Raw genomic sequence first — 14,418 nt, forward strand, 5'->3', positions numbered from 1 at the left:
TTTTCGAGAGACGGATGAACATCACCAACCTTGCCAAACGCCTTTGCCTGCCCGTACTGCTGATGATCATGCCTGCTGCGTTCGCAGCGGAGCAGATGATGCCGGCGCCACCGCAACTGGCCGCCAAGTCCTACGTGCTCATGGATGCCTCCAGCGGCAACGTGCTGGTCGAGAACAACGGTGACGAGCGCCTGCCGCCGGCCAGCCTGACCAAGCTGATGACCGCCTACATCGCCACCCTGGACATCCGCCGTGGCCAGATCGGCGAGAACGACCCGGTCACCGTCAGCGAAAACGCCTGGCGTACCGGCGGCTCGCGCATGTTCATCAAGGTCGGCAGCCAGGTCACCGTCAGCGACCTGCTGCATGGCATCATCATCCAGTCGGGCAACGACGCCTCGGTCGCCCTGTCCGAGCACATCGCCGGCAGCGAAGACGCCTTCGCCGACATGATGAACAAGACCGCCGCCGACCTGGGCATGAGCAACAGCCACTTCATGAACCCAACCGGCCTGCCGAACCCGGAGCACTACTCCTCGGCGCACGACATGGCCCTGCTGGCCCGCGCGATCATCGACATCGACCCGGCCCACTACGCCATCTACTCGCAGAAAGAGTTCTTCTGGAACAACATCAAGCAGCCCAACCGCAACCTGCTGCTGTGGCGTGACAAGACCGTCGACGGTCTGAAAACCGGCCATACCGAGGAAGCCGGCTACTGCATGGTGGCTTCGGCCGTACGTGACGGCCAGCGCCTGATCGCCGTGGTCTTCGGTACCAACAGCGAGCAGGCCCGTGCCGCCGAGACCCAGAAGCTGCTGACCTACGGCTTCCGCTTCTTCGAAACCCAGACCTTCTATCAGAAGGGCACCGAGCTGACCCAGGCCCCGGTCTGGAAGGGCGCCACCGGCCAGGTCAAGGCAGGCCTCGCCAACGACCTGACCCTGACTATGCCTAAAGGCCAATTGAAGCGCCTGGTCGCTTCGATGACCATGAACCCGCAGCTCACCGCACCGATCGCCAAAGGTGACGTGATCGGCAAAGTGGAAGTCAAACTGGACGAGAAAGTGGTTCACAGCGCCGACCTGATCGCCCTCGATGGCGTCGAGGAAGGTGGTTTCTTCCGCCGTATGTGGGATAGCATCCGTCTATTCTTCTACGGGTTGTTCAACTGATACGTGACCTGCATGCCCCCGTGTATCACGCGGGGGCGTTGTTGTTGCCACGGCTTACGAGGCCGTTTCCGCCATGAGCGAACCTGACGTCAAGTCGCACAAGATCGAATTCCCCTGCGCCGATTACCCGATCAAGGTCATCGGCGATACCGTTGTCGGTTTCAAGGACACGGTGATCGACATCCTTTGCCGGCATGCCAAGGTCGACCTGTCCACCCTGGCCGAGCGCCAGAGCAAGGAAGGCAAGTACACCACGGTACAGCTGCACATCGTTGCCGAAAGCGAGAACCAGCTGCACGACATCAACAGCGCCCTGCGCGCGACCGGCATCGTGAAAATGGTGCTCTGATGGCATCCAGCCTCGGTATTCGCCAGCTTGGCCTGCAGCCCTATGAACCGGTGCTGGAAGCCATGCGTCGTTTTACCGAGCAGCGCGGCCCGGACAGCCAGGACGAGATCTGGCTGGTCGAGCACCCAGCGGTGTTCACCCAGGGCCAGGCCGGCAAGGCCGAGCACCTGCTGGTGCCGGGAGACATCCCGGTGGTGCAGACCGACCGCGGCGGCCAGGTGACCTACCACGGCCCCGGGCAACTGGTGGCCTACCTGTTGCTGGACGTGCGCCGCCTGGGCTTTGGCGTGCGCGACCTGGTCAGCCGCATCGAGCTGGCGTTGATCGACCTGCTCGCCAGCTATGGCGTCACCGCCATGGCCAAGCCCGATGCCCCGGGTGTGTACGTCGATGGAGCGAAAATCGCTTCCCTCGGCTTGCGAATCCGCAATGGCCGCTCCTTCCATGGCCTTGCTCTGAACGTGGACATGGACCTTGCGCCATTCCGCCGAATCAACCCCTGTGGGTATGCGGGGCTGGCCATGACCCAGCTGCGCGACCTGGCAGGCCCGATCGAACTCGACGAGGTCAGGACAAGGCTGCGCGGACAGCTGGTCAAGCACCTCGACTATGCTGAGCAGACGACCCTGACGGGCGGAATCGACTGATTATGACAACTGTGCAAGAAGCCGTGCCGAACCTGATCCCTACCCAGGATGCCACCCCGCGCCCAGCGCCGAAGAAGGTGGAAGCCGGGGTGAAACTGCGTGGTGCCGAAAAGGTGGCGCGCATTCCGGTGAAGATCATCCCCACCGAAGAACTGCCGAAAAAGCCTGACTGGATCCGCGTGCGCATCCCGGTATCGCCCGAGGTCGACCGCATCAAGCAGCTGCTGCGCAAGCACAAGCTGCACAGCGTCTGCGAAGAAGCTTCCTGCCCGAACCTGGGCGAGTGCTTCTCCGGTGGCACCGCGACCTTCATGATCATGGGTGACATCTGCACCCGTCGCTGCCCATTCTGCGATGTTGGCCACGGTCGACCGAAGCCACTGGATGTGGACGAGCCGAAGAACCTGGCCGTTGCCATCGCCGACCTGCGCTTGAAGTACGTGGTGATCACCTCGGTGGACCGTGACGACCTGCGTGACGGCGGTGCCCAGCACTTCGCCGACTGCATCCGCGAAATCCGCGCACTGTCGCCGGGCGTGCAGCTCGAGACCCTGGTTCCGGACTACCGCGGCCGGATGGACGTGGCCCTGGAGATCACCGCCAACGAGCCGCCGGATGTGTTCAACCACAACCTGGAGACCGTGCCACGCCTGTACAAGGCCGCACGCCCGGGTTCGGACTATGATTGGTCGCTGGACCTGCTGCAGCGCTTCAAGCAGTTGGTTCCGCACGTGCCGACCAAGTCGGGCCTGATGCTCGGCCTTGGCGAGACCGACGAAGAAGTCATCGAAGTGATGCACCGCATGCGCGAGCATGACATCGACATGCTGACCCTCGGCCAGTACCTGCAGCCTTCGCGTAGCCACCTGCCGGTGCAGCGCTTCGTGCACCCGGACACCTTCGCCTGGTTCGCCGAGGAAGGCTACAAGATGGGCTTCAAGAACGTCGCCTCCGGCCCGCTGGTGCGTTCGTCGTACCATGCCGACCAGCAGGCGCACGAGGCCAAGATCAAGCTCTGAGCCTGGGCTGGGCCGCACATGCCGATGCACGCCGTGAGGTGGCATCGGCATTTTTGTTTGAGAATGATGCGTTGCAAGGAGTTGCGATGAACTGCGCCGAAACCATTGAATCCCGCTTGCCCAAGACGTTGTCCACGACGGCCCGTTTCGCCGTGGTGGCGCCGGCCGGGCCGGCCCGGCTGGACGCGCAGAAGGCCGTGCAATGGTTCACCGAGCGTGGCTACCGCTGCCAGCTGTACCCGAGCGTCAGCGCCAGCGAAGGTTACCTCGCCGGCAGCGATGCCCAGCGCCTGCAGGACCTGCACGATGCCTTCGCCGACCCGTCCATCGATGCCATCCTGTGCATGCGTGGCGGCTACGGCAGCATGCGCCTGCTCGATCGTCTCGACCTCGACCTGATTCGCCGCCATCCCAAGCCGTTCATCGGCTACAGCGATGTCACCGCGCTGCACAGCGTGTTCAACCAGCATGCCGGGTTGGTGACCTTCCATGGCGCCATGCTCAACGCCGACCTGCTGGGGGCCAAGCTGCAGCCGACCGAGTCGTCATTGATTGCGCAGTTGGGCGGGCATGTGCGGCGGGGCGATGCCATCGCCCATCCTGCCCAGTTTCCCTTGAGCTGCGTGGTGCCGGGTGTGGCCACGGGGCGCCTGCTTGGCGGCAACCTGTCGATGCTGGGCGCCACGCTGGGGACCCCCGGCGAGCTGGATTGCGAAGGTGCGATCCTGTTCATCGAGGACGTCAACGAGCCGTTGTACCGGGTCGACCGGTTGCTGACCCAGTTGCGCCTGGCGGGCAAGCTGGAAGGCCTGAAGGGCGTGCTGGTGGGGGATTTTGCGGGGATCACGGTCGCGGCCATGACGCCGCTGTTGCTGGAGATCTTCGGTCCGTTGGGCGTGCCGGTGCTGGCGGGGTGGCGCAGTGGGCATTGCGACCCGAATGTGTGCTTGCCGCTGGGGGCTCGGGTGCTGTTGGACAGTGAGCAGCAGCAGGTGGTGTTGCAGCAGGATCTGTTCGAGGCTTGAGATTGCTGGGGCTGCCTTGCAGCCCATCGCGGCACAAGGCCGCTCCTACAGGGCGCGATACATTGGCCCACGCGATCCATCGGGATGACGCTATCCCTGTAGGAGCGGCCTTGTGCCGCGATGGGGCGCAAAGCGCCCCCCGGGGGCCTCAGGGGCGACGTAGACTCTCGAGCAACTGGTGCGTCGGATACCCGTCCGCCGGCCAGCCCTGCGCCTGTTGGGCATTGCGGATGGCCTTGCGGGTGTTGGCGCCGATGATCCCGTCGGCATTGCCTGCATCATGGCCGTTGGCATTCAACAAATTCTGCAGCTCCATACGCTCGCTGCGGCTCAGCGGCACGTCATCCTTGGGCCAGCTGCCCGAGATGAAGCCCCAGCCCGAGAAACGATCGCCCAGCAGGCCCACGGCCATGGCGTATGACGAGGAGTTGTTGTACTTGAGGATCGCGCGGAAGTTGTCCAGCACCAGGAAGGCCGGACCACGGGCGCCTGCAGGCAGCAGCAGGGCAGCGGGTAGCTGGTTGCTGCCAGCTGGCAACTGGGTACCCGCCGGCAGTTTCACGCCCATCTGCAGCCATTCGCTGACCGGCTTGCGCAGGGTGCCGTCCGCCTGCCAGTAATCGAAGCCCGACGGTACCTGCACCTCGAAGCCCCACGGCTGGCCAGCCTTCCAGCCCGAGCTCTGCAGGTAATGCGCAGTGGAGGCCAGGGCATCGGGCGTGCTGTTCCAGATGTCGCGACGGCCGTCGCCATCGAAGTCGACCGCATGGGTGTTGTAGGTGGTGGGGATGAACTGCGTCTGGCCCATGGCCCCGGCCCACGAGCCGCGCATGGCCTCTGGCTGGATGTCGCCATGCTGGAGGATCTGCAGGGCAGCGATCAGCTGGTCCTGGGCGAACTGTGGGCGGCGGCCTTCGTAGGCCAGGGTGGCCAGCGAGCGGATCACCGACTTGTTGCCCTGGAACTGGCCGAAATTGCTTTCCATGCCCCAGACCGCGACCAGGACCTGGCGATCGACGCCATAGCGTTGCTCGATGCGCGTCAGCAGCTCGGCGTTGTCCTCGAGCAGGCTCTTGCCCTTGCGCACGCGCACCGGCGACAGCGCGCCTTCGAGGTATTCCCAGACCGGGCGGGTGAATTCGGGTTGGCTACGGTCGGCCTTGATCACGTCCATATCGGGCGTGACACCGAGGAAGGCACGGTCGAACAGGCTTGCGCTGATGCCGGCCTGCAGGGCCTGCTGGCGGAACCCGGCTTGCCATTGGGCGAAGGTTTGCAGCGGTTGGATTTCGGTGCTGGTGTCAGGCGTGGCGCTGGGCAGGGTTACCACGGGTGCGGGCTGGGCGGGTGCCAGCGGCAGGGCGTCGGCCGCCGTGGGTTTTTCCGCGCAGGCGACAAGCAGGATGAAGCTCGAGGCTGCGATCAGCTGGCGGGATTCCCAGCGAGGGAGAAGACTGAGGAGCATGCACAGATCCAGAAATTCAGGTCAGGTGACGACCATACCATGCCTGCGCTTTCGATGCTTTCATGCGGCCAAAAAGTAAGAAGCCTCCCAATCTCTCGATTGGAAGGCTTCGCGGCGGTAGCTGCCTTTGCCCTTGTCCGGTCGTTCCTGGCGGCAGCGGAACAGTGGTTGGGCGACGATCGACTTGGCCTTGTTGGGGCCGTGCTTTTTCGGCTTCTTGCTCATGGCGGGTTCCCGTGGGGGTTGGTGTCGGGGCGCACTTTAGGGCCGAGGGGCGGGTGGGGCCAATTGATTGTGTCAATGGTTGAGATCGTGGGTCTGCTTCGCAGCCCATCGCGGCACAAGGCCGCTCCTACAGGGATCGCGTCATCCCGATGTATCGCGTGAATCCAATGTGCCGCGATGGGCTGCGAAGCAGACCCACGTTATTCCGGCGGCAGAACCAGTCGCTGCCCAGCCATCAGCAGCGCCAGCCGCGCCAACCCGGTCCAGGGCGAGCCCTCGGCCTGGCCCTTGATCTGCGCATCGATGCGCTGGGCATCCTGCAGCAGCTGGGCCCAACGCCGCGCCGAAAGACGCTGCAAGGCTTTGCTGACCAGGGGCCGGCGCTTGTCCCAGACCGGCGGGCGGGCCTGGCTGAAGGCCTTGTCCAGCGGCACGCCCTGGCTGAACTGCTGGGCCAGGCCGGCCAGCAGGCGCAACTCACGGGCCAGGGCCCAGAGGATCACCGGCGGCTCGACACCCTCGCCGCGCAATCCCTCGAGCATGCGCAGCGCATGCGCCGCCTCGCCATTGAGGATGGCATCGACCAGCCCGAACACATCGAAACGTGCGCTATCGGCAACGGCAGACTGCACCGTTTCAACGGTGATCTGGTTGCCCTCGGCGAGCAGCTTGAGCTTTTCGATTTCCTGCGCGGCAGCCAGCAGGTTGCCCTCGACCCGCGCGGCGATCAGGTCGACCGCGTCACGCTGCGCCGACAACCCGGCCTGGGACAGGCGCTGGTTGATCCACTGCGGCAGTTGCTGGGCATCCACTGGCCAGATCTGGATGAACTGGCAGTGCGCGCCCTCGATCAGGGCCTTGCCCCACTTGGTCTTCTGCGCGCTGCCATCGAGCTTGGGCAGGCTGACCAGCAGCAGGGTGTCTTCGGCGGGGTTGGCGCAGTACTCCATCAGCGCTGCGGCGCCCTTGTCGCCGGGCTTGCCCGAGGGCAGGCGCAGCTCCAGCAGGCGACGTTGGGCGAACAGCGACAGGCTGTTACCGGCCTGCAGCAGCGTGCCCCAATCGAAGTTGGCGTCGGCGCTGAAGACCTGGCGTTCGTCGAACCCTTGCTGGCGTGCCGCGTTGCGGATGGCGTCGGCGGCTTCCTGGCACAGCAGCGGGTCGTCGCCGCTGACCACGTAGACCGGGGCCAGATTGCCTTGCAGGTGCTTGTTGAGTTGGGCGGGGGCGAGCTTCATGGGGAATGGGCGGGGCACCTGGGTGCCCCGCATCGGCTCAGTTGGCCGGGATTTCCAGTGGCGACTGCTGCGGCGTTTCGTCCTGCTGGCGGCGAGCGGCCTCCAGCGCTTCGGCCTGGGCCTTGGCGCGGGCATCGGCTTCCTGCTGCAGCTGGTCGAGCTGGGCCGGGGTCAGCATCTGCAGGCGCACGACCATGCCCTGGACCAGGTCACGGCGCATTTCTTCGCGGGCCTGGGTGGCTTCCTGATCGGAACCTGTGATGTTGTCGCCGTCATGCACGTAGACCTTGCGCACTTCCAGCTTGTCGCTGAGCAGCTCGAGGTTGTTCAGGCCGAGAATGCTGTAGTCCAGCTGGGTGGTCAGCTCATACTCGGTCGAGCGGCTGCCGGCGCTGTAGGTGGCGGCGCGCTGGGATTCCCTTTCGTTGGTCAGGACCAGGCGGTACGGCGCGGCGGTGGTTAGCTTGACGCCGCTGCGCTCGAGTACTTCACGCAGCTGTTTCACGGTATCGCCGTAGGCGTTGCGTGCGCTGACGTCCATTTCCTTCAGGCTGAGTTCGGTGGTGCCGGTACCACGCAGCTGGAAACCGCAGGCGCTGAGCACGACGGCCAGGCCCATTACCAGCAGATTGCGTTTGATCATGTTGTTGCTCCCTCTTGAGCCTGTTCCGCCCGCCCGCAATGCTGCGGGCGGGCGTTGCCATCAGTTGGCGACGATGTTGACCAGCTTGCCCGGCACCACGATGACCTTGCGGATGGTCAGGCCATCGATGAAGCGCAGGACATTCTCGTTGCTGCGGGCGGCGGCTTCGATTTCCTCACGGCTGGCGGCGGCGGGCATTTCTACCTGGCCACGCAGCTTGCCGTTGACCTGCACCACCAGGGTGACGGTGTCCTGCACCAGGGCGCTTTCGTCGACTGCCGGCCAGGCGGCGTCGATGACGGCCTCGGCGTGGCCCAGTTGCTGCCACAGCTCGTGGGAGATGTGCGGGGTGATCGGTGCCAGCAGCAGGGTCACGGCCTCCAGGCCTTCCTGCAGCAGCGCGCGGTCTTGCGCGGTGGCTTGCGGGGCCTTTTCCAGCACGTTCATCACGGTCATCACCTGGGCGATGGCGGTGTTGAACTTGTGGTACTGGCCCACGTCGGTGCTGGCCTGCTTGATCGCGGCGTGGATGGCACGGCGGATGACCTTCTGCGCGTCGTCCAGGGCGGCGACGTCCAGCTTGCCGGGCAGACCTTGGCCGACATGGGCTTGGGCCAGGCGCCAGACGCGGCGCAGGAAGCGGCTGGCACCTTCGACGCCGGAGTCGGACCATTCCAGGCTCATGTCGGGCGGCGAGGCGAACATCATGAACAGGCGGCAGGTGTCGGCGCCGTACTGGTCGATCATCGATTGCGGGTCGACGCCGTTGTTCTTGGACTTCGACATCTTCTCGGTGCCGCCGATTTCCACCGGCAGGCCGTCGGTCTTCAGGCGGGCGCCGACGATCTTGGCCTTGGCATCGCGCTCGACTTCGACATCGGCGGGGTTGAACCAGTCCTTGCCGCCGTTGCTGGCCACGCGGTAGTAGGTTTCGGCGACCACCATGCCCTGGGTCAGCAGGTTCTTGAACGGCTCGTTGGACGTCACCAGGCCTTCGTCACGCATCAGCTTGTGGAAGAAGCGCGCGTACAGCAGGTGCAGGATGGCGTGTTCGATACCGCCGATGTACTGATCGACCGGCAGCCAGTGGTTGGCGGCTTTCGGGTCGACCATGCCGCCTTCGTAGTTGGGCGAGGCGTAGCGAGCGAAGTACCAGGACGATTCGACGAAGGTGTCCATGGTGTCGGTTTCGCGCTTGGCCGCAGTGCCGCATTTCGGGCAGCTGCATTCGTAGAACTCGGGCATGCGCGCCAGTGGCGAGCCGGCGCCATCCGGGACCACGTTTTCGGGCAGGGTGACCGGTAGCTGGTCTTCCGGCACCGGTACGTCGCCGCAGGACGGGCAGTGGATGATCGGGATCGGGCAGCCCCAGTAGCGCTGGCGGCTGATGCCCCAGTCGCGCAGGCGGAACTGGGTACGCGACTTGCCCAGTTCCTTGCGGATCAGGGCGGCTTCGATGGCGTCGAAGGCGCCGGCGAAGTCCAGGCCGTCGAATTCGCCGGAGTTGATCAGTTGACCGTGCTCGCCGTAGGCCGCCAGCCACTCGCTGCCGACTTCATCGCCGGCGCTGGTGCGGACCACCGCCTTGACCGGCAGGTTGTACTTGTGGGCGAACTCGAAGTCGCGCTCGTCGTGGGCCGGCACGGCCATCACGGCGCCATCGCCGTAGTGCATCAGCACGTAGTTGGCGACCCACACCGGCAGCTTCTCGCCGGTCAGCGGGTGCTGGACGAACAGGGAAGTGGGCATGCCCTTCTTCTCCTGGGTGGCCATGTCGGCCTCGGCCACGCTACCGCTCTTGCATTCGTCGATGAATGCCTGCAGCGCCGCATCGCCTTGGGCGGCCTGGGTGGCCAGCGGGTGCTCGGCGGCGACGGCGACGTAGGTGGCGCCCATCAGGGTGTCAGGACGGGTGGTGAAGACCTTCAGGGTGCCTTCTTGGCCGATGCTGGCCTGGTCGAACGGGAACTGCACTTCCATGCCGCGCGACTTGCCGATCCAGTTGCGCTGCATGGTCTTGACCTGCTCAGGCCAGCCCGGCAGCTCGTCGAGGCTTTCCAGCAGCTCGTCGGCGTAGTCGGTGATGCGGAAGTAGTACATCGGGATTTCGCGCTTCTCGATCAGCGCGCCCGAACGCCAGCCGCGACCGTCGATGACCTGCTCGTTGGCCAGTACGGTCTGGTCGGCCGGGTCCCAGTTCACGGTCCCGTTCTTGCGGTAGATGATGCCTTTCTCGAACAGGCGGGTGAACAGCCACTGCTCCCAGCGATAGTAGTCCGGCTTGCAGGTGGTGACTTCACGTGCCCAGTCGATGGCCAGACCCAGGCTCTTGAGCTGGGTCTTCATGTAGTCGATGTTTTCGTACGTCCACTTGGCCGGGGCGACGTTGTTCTTCATCGCGGCGTTTTCCGCCGGCATGCCGAAGGCGTCCCAGCCCATCGGCTGCAGGACGTTCTTGCCCAGCATGCGCTGGTAGCGGGCAATCACGTCACCGATGGTGTAGTTGCGCACGTGGCCCATGTGTAGCTTGCCGCTCGGGTACGGGAACATCGACAGGCAGTAGTACGTATCCTTGCCTGGCTGTTCGGTAACAGCGAACGATTGTTGCTCGTCCCAGAACTTCTGGGCGGCGGCTTCGATATCACGGGGCGTGTATTGTTCGTGCATGGCTACTTTTTGCTGAGAGAGAAGAGACCTTGTTCCAGGCAGCGGAACCTCGCTGCGTCCGGCACTCCGGTGTCGTGAGAGTGAACGCCGTAGCATACAGCAGCGCCGCGTATCGTGGGAAACCCTGATTGCGAATGCCCGCTGGTCGCAGCGCCCGGCTGCTTTCTGCAGTGACGCTAAGCTCACTTGTGGGGGGAGATATCTTATCTTCAATGAGGTGAACGGATGGGAGAGACGCAGCTACCCGCAATCAAACCGGAGCTTTACGAACGCCTGATCGACCGTCTTGGACTGGCCCTGGAAGTGGCCCGGACATCGGTGCGATTGCGTGATGAGATGCCAGCTGAGCTGGAGTTGCGCGGCCTTAGCCACGCAGAGTTCGAAGTGATCAAGGCCTACCTGGATTCCCTCCCGGAACGCCGCAATGCCTGCGCCGGTGCCTACCCACAAGCGGAACCGACCTCGGCGAAGATCATCTGGCTGAAGGACAAGAGACGCCCCGCCAGTACGGCGAGATCCAGGACGCTGCCGCATCGCTAGCCGTTCAGGACCGGCGCAAGTCATCGCGCCCCGGTACTTCAATACACTTCCCATGATCGGCGCCAGCGACATCTTGTTGCCTGGCGCCGATCCTCTTAGGCTGCACGCCTTCCATGGAGGTGTGCCAATGCCGATTCGCTTTTTCATCAAACAATGGTTGTTGCCGCCGGGCCTGCTGTTCTTGCTGCTGCTTGCCGCCTGGTGGCTGCGCACGCGGCGTCCACGGTTGGCGGCGCTGTGCTTTGCCCTGGGCCTGGGTGGCCTGTGGCTGATGAGCCTGCCGCTGGTGGTGCAGGAATCGGCGCGGGTGCTGGAAACCGAGCCGCCGTTGCCGTTGACGGCCTGGGCCGGGCTTGCCGACAAGGCCGAGGCCATCGTCGTGCTGGGCGCCGGGCGCGAGCGTGGCGACATGGCTTGGGGCGGCGACGACCAGCCGACCGCGACGGCCCTGGAGCGCATGCGCTTCGCCGCCCGCCTGGCCAAGGCCAGCGGCCTGCCGTTGCTGATCAGCGGTGGCTTGCACTACGGCACGCCGCCGAGCGAGGCGCAGTTGATGGCTGATCGCCTGCATGAAGACTTCGGTGTCGAGGTGAAGTGGAAGGAAGAGGCCAGCCGCACCACCTGGGAAAACGCCCAGTTCACTGCCCAGGTCCTGCAACCTTTGGGCATTCGCCGGGTGGTGCTGGTGACCCAGTCCTGGCACATGCAGCGTTCGCGCTGGAGTTTCGAGCGTGCCGGGTTCGAGGTGGTGCCGGCGCCGATGGGGTTCCTCGGTGGCGACCATGCCCGGCCTTTCGCGGGTTTGCTGCCCGAGAGCCGGGCGATGTGGCAGAGCGGGCAGTTGCTCAATGAAGCGGTGGGGTTGGTGGGGTATCGGCTGTTCTATTGATTGATACCCGGCGCAGATCGCCGTGTAGGAGCGGCCTTGCGCCGCGAAGGGCCGCACAGCGGCCCCGACATCACCGGCGTAGCAGAATCCAGGGGCTGCTGCGCAGCCCTTCGCGGCGCAAGGCCGCTCCTACACAGGGAAGGCGTCGCCGGCTAGACCGTCTTGGCAATCCGCCCAGCCGCCAGCGCCCAGCCAAACAGCAGCACACACACGATCGCCAGCGGCCACGAACGCCATTGCAGGTACGGCGTCAGCTGCTGCATCGGCACCACTTCGCCATACAGCACGGCGCGTTCGAACTGCGGAATCTGCGTGGTGATGCGCCCGAATGGGTCGATCAGCGCGGTCACCCCGTTGTTGGTGGCGCGGATCATCCAGCGACCCGCCTCCAGTGCGCGCATCTGCGCCATCTGCAGGTGCTGCAGCGGGCCGATGGACTTGCCGAACCAGGTGTCGTTGCTGATCGTCAGCAGCAGGTCGCTGCGCGCTGCAAGGCCTGCGGCGAACTCGGGATAGACCACTTCGTAGCAGATGTACGGAGCGATCTGGTACCCCTTGGCCTGCAGCAAAGGCTGGTCCTCAGGGCCGCGGGCAAAGTCCGACATCGGCAGGTTGAAGAACTCGATCACGCCGCGCAGCATGTCTTGCAGCGGCACGTATTCGCCGAATGGGACCAGCTTCTGCTTGAGGTAGGTGCCATCGCCTTCACCCGTGACCGTGACGCCGTTGTAGTAGCGGCGCTGGTGATGCACGACTTCGCGTACCGGCACCCCGGTAATCAGCGCCGAATGGCGATCAGCGGCGAAGCGGCCCATGACATCGATATAGCCCTGGGCCTGGTCCTTGAGCACCGGCACCGCGGTTTCCGGCCACACCAGCAGGTCGACCGGCTTGGAGCTGAAGCTCATGTCGCGGTACAGCGCCAGCTGCGCATCGATGTGCGCCGGGTCCCACTTCAGGTCCTGCTCGACGTTACCCTGCAACGCCGCGACCTGGAGCGGCTCGCCAGCGGGTTTGGTCCAGGCGTGGTCCTTGAGCGCCAGCCCCGTTACCCAGGGCGCCAGCAGCAGCACCACGCCTACGGCCAGGAACGATGGGCGCACGCGCAGCCGATGCAGGTTGCACAACAGCGCCGCGCTCAGCGCCAGGGCGAACGACACCAGCCAGACGCCACCCAGCGGCGCCAGGCCGGCCAGTGGGCCATCGAGCTGGCTGTAGCCGGCGTAAAGCCAGGGGAAACCGGTGAGGAACCAGCCGCGGAAGGCCTCCTGCAGCAGCCACAGCGCGGCAAAGCACAACGCGTCGGCCAGAGGCGCTTCGTTGCGCCGCAACCAGCGCGCCCATAACCAGGCGGGCAGGGCGAAGAACCAGGCCAGGGCGGCGAAGAACGCCACCAGCAGCAGGATCGCCAGCAGCGGCGAGGCGCCGCCGTAGGTGTTCATGCTGACGTAGATCCACCAGGTGCCGGCACCGTACAGGCCGAAGCCGAAGCACCAGCCACGGCCCATGGCCTGGCGCGGGCTGAGCTCGCGCAGGCCCAGGTAGAACAGCGCGATCGACAGGATGGCCAGCGGCCAGAAGTCGAACGGCGCCAGGGCCAGGAGGGTGGAAGCGCCGGCCGCCAGGGCCAGCAGGTTACCGGGCCAGCCGGGGCGGGTGATCCAACGCATGATTGTCCTTAGCGGGTGATCGGGGTCAAACGCAGCAAGTGTATCCGCCGGCTGTCGGCGTTGAGAATCCGGAACTTGTAGGCGCCGATCTCGGTGGTCTCGTTGCGCTTGGGCAGGTGGCCGAAGGCGCTCATCACCAGGCCGCCGACAGTGTCGAACTCATCGTCGGAAAACTCGCTGTCGAAGAACTCGTTGAAGTTCTCGATCGGCGTCAGCGCCTTGACCAGGAAGTCGCCACTGGGCAGCGGCTTGATGTAGCTGTCTTCCTCGACGTCGTGCTCGTCCTCGATGTCGCCGACGATCTGCTCCAGCACGTCCTCGATGGTGACCAGGCCGGCCACGCCGCCGTACTCGTCGATGACGACGGCCATGTGGTTGTGGTTGGCGCGGAACTCGCGCAGCAGCACGTTCAGGCGCTTGGACTCGGGCACGAAGGTGGCCGGGCGCAGCAGGTCCTTGATGTTGAAGCTGTCGCCGTTCTCCTTGAGGATCAGCGGCAGCAGGTCCTTGGCGAGCAGGATGCCGAGCACATCGTCGTGGCTCTCGCCGATCACCGGATAGCGCGAGTGCGCGGCGTCGATCACTGCCGGCAGGAATTCGCGAGGCGACTGGTGGGCCTTGATGCTGATCATCTGCGAGCGGGGGACCATGATGTCGCGCACCTGCAGGTCGGCGACCTGGATGGCGCCTTCGACGATGGTCAGCGCTTCGCTGTCGAGCAGCTTGTTCTGATGGGCTTCGCGCAGCAGCTCGAGGAGCTCCTGGCGGTTTTTCGGCTCATGGGCAAAAGCCTGGGTCAGTTTACCCAACCAGGACTTTTGCCCGTTGCTCGATCGATCTTCGCTCATGGCGGTTACTCGTGATCC

14 protein-coding genes are annotated in these 14,418 nt (G+C 64.9%); 7 read left to right on the forward strand and 7 right to left on the reverse strand.

Annotation, left to right across the window (positions count from 1 at the left end):
- Window positions 1-14 precede the first annotated feature (14 nt).
- The 5 genes from E6B08_RS03365 (at window position 15) to E6B08_RS03385 (ending at window position 4,215) form a co-directional block, all read left to right on the forward strand.
- On the forward strand, window positions 15-1,175 hold the full coding sequence (locus E6B08_RS03365) for a D-alanyl-D-alanine carboxypeptidase family protein (protein ID WP_136912749.1): 1,161 nt from the start codon (window positions 15-17) through the stop codon (window positions 1,173-1,175).
- A gap of 73 nt (window positions 1,176-1,248) precedes the next feature.
- Window positions 1,249-1,524 (forward strand): DUF493 domain-containing protein, encoded by a 276-nt coding sequence (locus E6B08_RS03370; protein WP_136912750.1) that lies wholly within the window; start codon window positions 1,249-1,251, stop codon window positions 1,522-1,524.
- Window positions 1,524-2,171: a lipoyl(octanoyl) transferase LipB gene (gene lipB, locus E6B08_RS03375; RefSeq protein ID WP_136912751.1), complete on the forward strand. Its 648-nt coding sequence runs from the start codon at window positions 1,524-1,526 to the stop codon at window positions 2,169-2,171. The genes E6B08_RS03370 and lipB overlap by 1 nt, the downstream gene beginning before the upstream one ends.
- 2 nt (window positions 2,172-2,173) lie before the next feature.
- Window positions 2,174-3,190 (forward strand): lipoyl synthase, encoded by a 1,017-nt coding sequence (lipA, locus tag E6B08_RS03380; protein ID WP_136912752.1) that lies wholly within the window; start codon window positions 2,174-2,176, stop codon window positions 3,188-3,190.
- Window positions 3,191-3,276: 86 nt separating this feature from the next.
- Entirely contained in the window at window positions 3,277-4,215 is a 939-nt protein-coding gene (locus E6B08_RS03385; protein WP_136912753.1) for a S66 peptidase family protein, read from the forward strand.
- Between the two features lie 148 nt (window positions 4,216-4,363).
- Here the strand turns inward: E6B08_RS03385 and E6B08_RS03390 are convergent, their stop codons facing one another.
- The 5 genes from E6B08_RS03390 to leuS form a co-directional block, all read right to left on the reverse strand.
- Window positions 4,364-5,680, reverse strand: a complete 1,317-nt coding sequence (locus E6B08_RS03390; RefSeq protein ID WP_136912754.1) for a lytic murein transglycosylase — start codon at window positions 5,678-5,680, stop codon at window positions 4,364-4,366.
- Window positions 5,681-5,740: 60 nt separating this feature from the next.
- Window positions 5,741-5,905 carry an alternative ribosome rescue factor ArfA gene (arfA, locus tag E6B08_RS03395; protein ID WP_016489355.1) on the reverse strand — a complete coding sequence of 55 codons (165 nt, stop codon included), beginning with the start codon at window positions 5,903-5,905 and terminating at the stop codon, window positions 5,741-5,743.
- A 200-nt stretch (window positions 5,906-6,105) separates the two neighbouring features.
- Window positions 6,106-7,143, reverse strand: coding sequence for a DNA polymerase III subunit delta (holA, locus tag E6B08_RS03400; protein WP_136912755.1), 1,038 nt, complete (start codon window positions 7,141-7,143; stop codon window positions 6,106-6,108).
- 37 nt (window positions 7,144-7,180) lie between these two features.
- Complete coding sequence (gene lptE / locus E6B08_RS03405) at window positions 7,181-7,786, reverse strand: LPS assembly lipoprotein LptE (RefSeq protein ID WP_136912756.1); 606 nt, start codon at window positions 7,784-7,786, stop codon at window positions 7,181-7,183.
- Between the two features lie 60 nt (window positions 7,787-7,846).
- Window positions 7,847-10,453, reverse strand: a complete 2,607-nt coding sequence (leuS, locus tag E6B08_RS03410; protein WP_136912757.1) for a leucine--tRNA ligase — start codon at window positions 10,451-10,453, stop codon at window positions 7,847-7,849.
- Window positions 10,454-10,678: 225 nt separating this feature from the next.
- On the opposite strand from leuS, the gene E6B08_RS03415 reads away from it, so the two are divergent.
- Entirely contained in the window at window positions 10,679-10,993 is a 315-nt protein-coding gene (locus tag E6B08_RS03415) for a hypothetical protein (RefSeq protein ID WP_133330217.1), read from the forward strand.
- 127 nt (window positions 10,994-11,120) lie between these two features.
- Window positions 11,121-11,882, forward strand: coding sequence for a YdcF family protein (locus E6B08_RS03420; protein WP_136912758.1), 762 nt, complete (start codon window positions 11,121-11,123; stop codon window positions 11,880-11,882).
- A gap of 152 nt (window positions 11,883-12,034) precedes the next feature.
- On the opposite strand, the gene lnt is transcribed toward E6B08_RS03420, so the two are convergent.
- Entirely contained in the window at window positions 12,035-13,552 is a 1,518-nt protein-coding gene (gene lnt / locus E6B08_RS03425; protein WP_136912759.1) for an apolipoprotein N-acyltransferase, read from the reverse strand.
- Between the two features lie 8 nt (window positions 13,553-13,560).
- Window positions 13,561-14,400 carry an HlyC/CorC family transporter gene (locus E6B08_RS03430; protein WP_136912760.1) on the reverse strand — a complete coding sequence of 280 codons (840 nt, stop codon included), beginning with the start codon at window positions 14,398-14,400 and terminating at the stop codon, window positions 13,561-13,563.
- Window positions 14,401-14,418: the final 18 nt, after the last annotated feature.

The organism is Pseudomonas putida (assembly GCF_005080685.1).
GTDB lineage: Bacteria > Pseudomonadota > Gammaproteobacteria > Pseudomonadales > Pseudomonadaceae > Aquipseudomonas > Aquipseudomonas putida_V.

Excerpts from the sequence above, each read along its gene's own strand:
- E6B08_RS03365 (WP_136912749.1), top strand. The coding sequence starts at position 15 with ATGAACATCACCAACCTTGCCAAACGCCTTTGCCTGCCCGTACTGCTG.
- E6B08_RS03370 (WP_136912750.1), top strand. The coding sequence starts at position 1,249 with ATGAGCGAACCTGACGTCAAGTCGCACAAGATCGAATTCCCCTGCGCC.
- lipB (WP_136912751.1), top strand. The coding sequence starts at position 1,524 with ATGGCATCCAGCCTCGGTATTCGCCAGCTTGGCCTGCAGCCCTATGAA.
- lipA (WP_136912752.1), top strand. The coding sequence starts at position 2,174 with ATGACAACTGTGCAAGAAGCCGTGCCGAACCTGATCCCTACCCAGGAT.
- E6B08_RS03385 (WP_136912753.1), top strand. The coding sequence starts at position 3,277 with ATGAACTGCGCCGAAACCATTGAATCCCGCTTGCCCAAGACGTTGTCC.
- E6B08_RS03390 (WP_136912754.1), bottom strand. The coding sequence starts at position 5,680 with ATGCTCCTCAGTCTTCTCCCTCGCTGGGAATCCCGCCAGCTGATCGCA.
- arfA (WP_016489355.1), bottom strand. The coding sequence starts at position 5,905 with ATGAGCAAGAAGCCGAAAAAGCACGGCCCCAACAAGGCCAAGTCGATC.
- holA (WP_136912755.1), bottom strand. The coding sequence starts at position 7,143 with ATGAAGCTCGCCCCCGCCCAACTCAACAAGCACCTGCAAGGCAATCTG.
- lptE (WP_136912756.1), bottom strand. The coding sequence starts at position 7,786 with ATGATCAAACGCAATCTGCTGGTAATGGGCCTGGCCGTCGTGCTCAGC.
- leuS (WP_136912757.1), bottom strand. The coding sequence starts at position 10,453 with ATGCACGAACAATACACGCCCCGTGATATCGAAGCCGCCGCCCAGAAG.
- E6B08_RS03415 (WP_133330217.1), top strand. The coding sequence starts at position 10,679 with ATGGGAGAGACGCAGCTACCCGCAATCAAACCGGAGCTTTACGAACGC.
- E6B08_RS03420 (WP_136912758.1), top strand. The coding sequence starts at position 11,121 with ATGCCGATTCGCTTTTTCATCAAACAATGGTTGTTGCCGCCGGGCCTG.
- lnt (WP_136912759.1), bottom strand. The coding sequence starts at position 13,552 with ATGCGTTGGATCACCCGCCCCGGCTGGCCCGGTAACCTGCTGGCCCTG.
- E6B08_RS03430 (WP_136912760.1), bottom strand. The coding sequence starts at position 14,400 with ATGAGCGAAGATCGATCGAGCAACGGGCAAAAGTCCTGGTTGGGTAAA.